The organism is Phyllobacterium sp. (assembly GCF_037994405.1).
Taxonomy (GTDB): domain Bacteria; phylum Pseudomonadota; class Alphaproteobacteria; order Rhizobiales; family Rhizobiaceae; genus Phyllobacterium.
Genome location: NZ_JBBNAN010000009.1, coordinates 1 through 4350, shown reverse-complemented (window position 1 = coordinate 4350; position 4350 = coordinate 1). Strand labels below are relative to the sequence as shown.

The window sequence follows — 4350 nt, the reverse complement described above, 5'->3', positions numbered from 1 at the left end:
GATCGTGTTCCTGGCGTCGGATGAGGCCGCTTACATTATCGGCAGCGAATTCACGATCGATGGAGGGATGAGTACGCTTTAAGAAATCTTTTGAGATTGCAGCCTGACGGGGCAAATGGTGCGGCTTTTCGAGAGCCAGAGCGCAGTGGACGTTTTCATTCACGAGCACCGGAAGCGCTGAAAATCGCATCAGATGTCCATCAGGGTCGAGTAATCAAACGGTATCCAAAGGGGTTCGCCATTGATTTGGCCCAGCCTAAGGCGGTAATGATAGGAATACTCATACCAGCCCGCGGAGTCGCGCCGGAAAGTCGATGGAAACCAAAGCCAATTATTTTCTCGTAGCGGTTTTCTGTCTGGTGGTGGGTCTCCTGGCGTTCGGCTTCTTCTACTGGATCGGGCGCTATGGAGACAACCGCGAGACGACGACGCTTGAGATCCGGGTTCCAGGCTCCGTCACCGGCCTCGCCGCCAAGAGCCCGGTCTACTTCAACGGCCTGAAGGTCGGGGAAGTTCGCCGGCTGTTCATCGATTCGACCAATCCAGACGCCGTCATTGTTCAGACCGAAATCGACTCGACCACGCCGATCACCCGTTCCACCGTGGCCACGCTGGCGTTCGAACTGCTGGCAGGCAGGGCGTATATCGAGCTCAAGGGCGGCAAGGCCTATGAGCCGAAATTACTGGAAGAGGCGGAAAAGGAGGATACGGTCGCGCGGATGGATATCGATCCGACGTCCTTGAAGACACTCGTTCAGACCGCGCAGGACTGGATTGATCGCGTCGACAAGGCAACGACGGCAACCGAGCAATATTTTGCGGAAACCAAAGGCCCGTTTATGGAGAGCATCAAACAGGCCAAGGCCGCAACCGACCGGCTTGCAGCCAGCACCGGGATGATCGATGAATATGGCCGGCGGGCACGAAGTGTTGGAGATATCATGCATGATGCGCGTGATGTCATCGCACGCGTGAATACGGCGTCGGTCAAGATCGACGAGAATTTGGCCAAGGCCGATAAGCAGCTTTCGAATGACAAGGACAGTACTGTGACGGCGGTACGCACCAAACTGCAATCCTATCAGGATCAGGCGAAGGATCTGAACGCGAAGCTGGTCGCCATCATGAACACTTTGGGCAATCTGACCGGCGACAAGCTGCGTGAAGCACAGAAATCTGTCTCGTCAAGCCGCCGGTCGGTCCAGAGCATTGAACGGGGTGTTTCGGAGATCCAGGACAATCCGCGGAAGCTGATTTTCGGCGACCAGAACAGGGTGCCGGAATATGAAGCTCCACGGTGAGGGAGAGCGCCTCAGATATCATGAAGCGAAATACATTCCGACGAGGTAGCTTGCCACCGAGACGGCGACCATCACAACCGCCAGCGGCCAGTAAAGATAGGCTTTGAATTCACTGTCGAAACCGAACAGATTGTCATCGTTCGATTGGTTATAAGCATCTGCGGCGGGGTTCTTCGCCCTCTTGATCAAGCCTGTATAAGACACAAACATTCACCTTCCGAACTGACGGCCCAAGTACAAGACAATCGGTATGATGATCAAAAAGATGATGAGGTAGCCCCAGATCGAGGTCAGGTAGGGCGCGTAGTCCTCTTTGTCCTTTTTGTCATCCTCCTCTTCCATTGGTGCCTCCCACATCTGCCAATGAAAACAGTGATTAAGAGGGCATTGAGCCGAGGATAACAGTGCGGCTCGGGTCGCATCTGGCCACAGTGGCAGTTCGAAAACAACTCAACAATTCAGTCTATAGAACTAGTTCCCGGTCTCCGGAATCCGATTTATATCTGCTTGTTTCCTGCAGCGAAGATTGTGTCCGCCCGTGAAGTTCCCAATAAGCTATGGTCGCCCTGCCAATATCAAAGGCGCCAATGGGATGTTTGCGCCTGATAGACAAGGAGCAGGACCACGATGATGGCGAGAATGAAATCAAGATCACGCATAACCGCAACCTCTAACATTTCGGGTGAGGAATTATACCGCTAACGGCGCTACCAAACAAATCGGACCGCTGCGGCTGATCCAGCAGCAGTCCTTATCTATATTGCATTGCTTGGGGCAACCAGCTTGCTCATGAAACGATGAGCCCTGGTTCTTCGTCATTTAAGCCGTATGCTGCTTGAACCGACGGTGGGTGAATCCGCCTTTAGCGCGTCTCAGAATATCCGAAAGCTTGTTCGGGCTGGACGGCTTCTTGGGCATTTCCTCACGCACTTTTTGTAGTATTTGCGGTGTCGCGCAGCTCGCATTATGGGGGGTATGAAGCGTCACGTCTCCCATTTTGTCACTCCCTGGAGAAGAACAAATTACCCGTCAGACTGTGCCGGAGGGTTGAAGCTAACCATTCGCCTAAGCCGATATGTGTACGCTTAGTTCTGCTCTTATTCAACTAACTTTGACATATGATTCGGTAATACTGCGTTATCGGGCAATCAATATGCTGTGAGTCGGTGCGGCAATGGCTTTCTGGTTGCCGCGCCGATCAGTGTTTACTTGTTTTGTCTAGGCAGGCAGAGGATGGAAACGCCGCAGGGAAAGAAAACCCGCGATGATGAACAGCACGAGGACAATGCCTTGGGCGATGGCAAATGGCGGTTCGGAGCCGGTTGGCGCCAGTGCATTGAGCGCGGGTATTTTCTGGAATGACTGCGCGACCAATACGAAGATATTCAAATAGAGCGACACGACTGCGCTTGCCACATAGACCCATCGCCATGCACCGGCGAGGCGGTAGAAATAGAGCGCGATGATTGCCGTGATGAGGAAGATCATCGAGATGATGCCAACGCCGATGGCAGGCGTAAATCCACCGAACGGAAACAGGAATCCGGTTACGCTCGTCGCTACCGTCGTTATCAGGAATACCAAGGTCCAGCCAGGTTTGCTTTCCGAGCCTATCAGCCCGGCCAGAACAACCAGCCCTGTAACAATGCCGATCAAGCTCAAGATTACGTGGAACAATGTAAACGGTGCCATACCGAAGATCATGATGTTGCTCCTGGTGCTGGTGATTCCGAATTATTCGGAATCACTTTTGAAATTACGAAACAATGTTTGGAGCCAAATGTAAATCAACCACTGTTTCTTAAACGTGAGTATAAGACTCAATAATCAAGGAAACTACTTGGCGAATACCTGTTGTAGGCAAATTATGATCCAATGGGCAATCATTGATGGAAAATGCAGCGTGGCCCCCCTGGGGCCATTTCGCTTTATACCGGCGCTGTGCCGCCTTTGTTATCCGGCGCATTTCCGCCGATCGATGGACCGACCCATCGAATCGATTTGGCCCTGCAAAGCTCCGGCCTTCTTCTGATTTGCCGTGCGGTAGTCAGGAAGGATTGGTCCGAAGCCGGTGATGACGTTCGGATCCTGATAGCCTGCTCCATTGGTCAAGCCGCCGACTTCAGCCATGGCCTGGTTGCGCTGCGCCACGAGTGCCGGGCACTCTACAGTGTCATAACGCAGGGATGAGATTTTTTCGTTGTCGAGCTGGCCCTGGATATTGCCGCAACCGGCGAGCAGTACAGTGAGTAGGATCACCTGAAGGTGTCTTGTCGTCATGCCAATGTCCTCGATCGCGTGGGCAGCGCGACATGAATGGGCCAAAGGCGCTGATTTGGCAAGATGGATGACGAAAATGTCGGGACAAGCCTTCCAGCGACATGTGCAAATGCCGCCAACACCTTAGAGGTGAGAGCGCATTCTTCAGTCGATAAGCAGGACGCGGACCGGACCTTGATGAAGCGGAATCTTCGACACTGCGTCATCTACGGCGAGGGATCGTTGAGAATGACACATCACCGGTAATACGTCGCGAGATAGCGAAGCAGGCTGGGCCTCTGATCCCGGTGCAATCGCGATATGGATGGGCACGCCGCGCGCCATGTCATGGACAGGCATGCGATGGTTTCATATCCCTCTATATCGATCCATACGAGCCCGATACTGCTTACAGAAACCCCGGCAACCTGGAGCAGTGCTGATCGGGGGTTCTGATCTCGATGCCGCCGGGACATTGTTGCCTGTTGCTGCTTCGCTGCGATTGACATGGAGATCGGTCATCGCGTCAATCATCCCGACCGCGCATGGCACACAGTGGACGACACCGCCGAGGGCGTAGTTCTCGACATTTCGCTGCAGGACAGCGAAATTGCTGGCTTCGGGCTCAACGACCAAACGCGCGAAAACGCACCGCAAGGCGAGGATCCCGGACAGCGTCGCATTCCAGACGAAGCCCGCAATCGCGCTCGACCAGATCCGAGCCGCTCAAGCGGCCGGAGTTGCGCCCGGCGTGGTGTTGGCCGACGCCGGCTATGGCGCGGACGGCGCA

5 protein-coding genes and 2 pseudogenes are annotated in these 4350 nt (G+C 54.1%); 3 read left to right on the top strand and 4 right to left on the bottom strand.

Annotated elements, in window-relative coordinates; translation table 11 throughout:
* Together AAAC48_RS00590 and AAAC48_RS00585 are read left to right on the top strand one after the other, a co-directional pair.
* Positions 1 to 82: pseudogene (locus AAAC48_RS00590) on the top strand (short-chain dehydrogenase); the annotation flags it as partial.
* Positions 83 to 314: 232 nt separating this feature from the next.
* Positions 315 to 1301 (top strand): MlaD family protein, encoded by a 987-nt coding sequence (locus tag AAAC48_RS00585; RefSeq protein ID WP_340652305.1) that lies wholly within the window; start codon positions 315 to 317, stop codon positions 1299 to 1301.
* 18 nt (positions 1302 to 1319) lie between these two features.
* On the opposite strand, the gene AAAC48_RS00580 is transcribed toward AAAC48_RS00585, so the two are convergent.
* The 4 genes from AAAC48_RS00580 to AAAC48_RS00565 all read right to left on the bottom strand — a co-directional run bounded on the left by AAAC48_RS00580 (position 1320) and on the right by AAAC48_RS00565 (position 3581).
* Positions 1320 to 1511, bottom strand: coding sequence for a hypothetical protein (locus AAAC48_RS00580; RefSeq protein WP_340652304.1), 192 nt, complete (start codon positions 1509 to 1511; stop codon positions 1320 to 1322).
* Entirely contained in the window at positions 1512 to 1643 is a 132-nt protein-coding gene (locus AAAC48_RS00575; RefSeq protein WP_340652303.1) for a hypothetical protein, read from the bottom strand.
* 876 nt (positions 1644 to 2519) lie between these two features.
* Positions 2520 to 3005: a hypothetical protein gene (locus AAAC48_RS00570; protein ID WP_340652302.1), complete on the bottom strand. Its 486-nt coding sequence runs from the start codon at positions 3003 to 3005 to the stop codon at positions 2520 to 2522.
* Between the two features lie 249 nt (positions 3006 to 3254).
* On the bottom strand, positions 3255 to 3581 hold the full coding sequence (locus AAAC48_RS00565; RefSeq protein ID WP_340652301.1) for a hypothetical protein: 327 nt from the start codon (positions 3579 to 3581) through the stop codon (positions 3255 to 3257).
* Between the two features lie 619 nt (positions 3582 to 4200).
* Here AAAC48_RS00565 and AAAC48_RS00560 point away from each other — a divergent pair.
* Positions 4201 to 4350, top strand: a pseudogene (locus AAAC48_RS00560) (transposase); the annotation flags it as partial.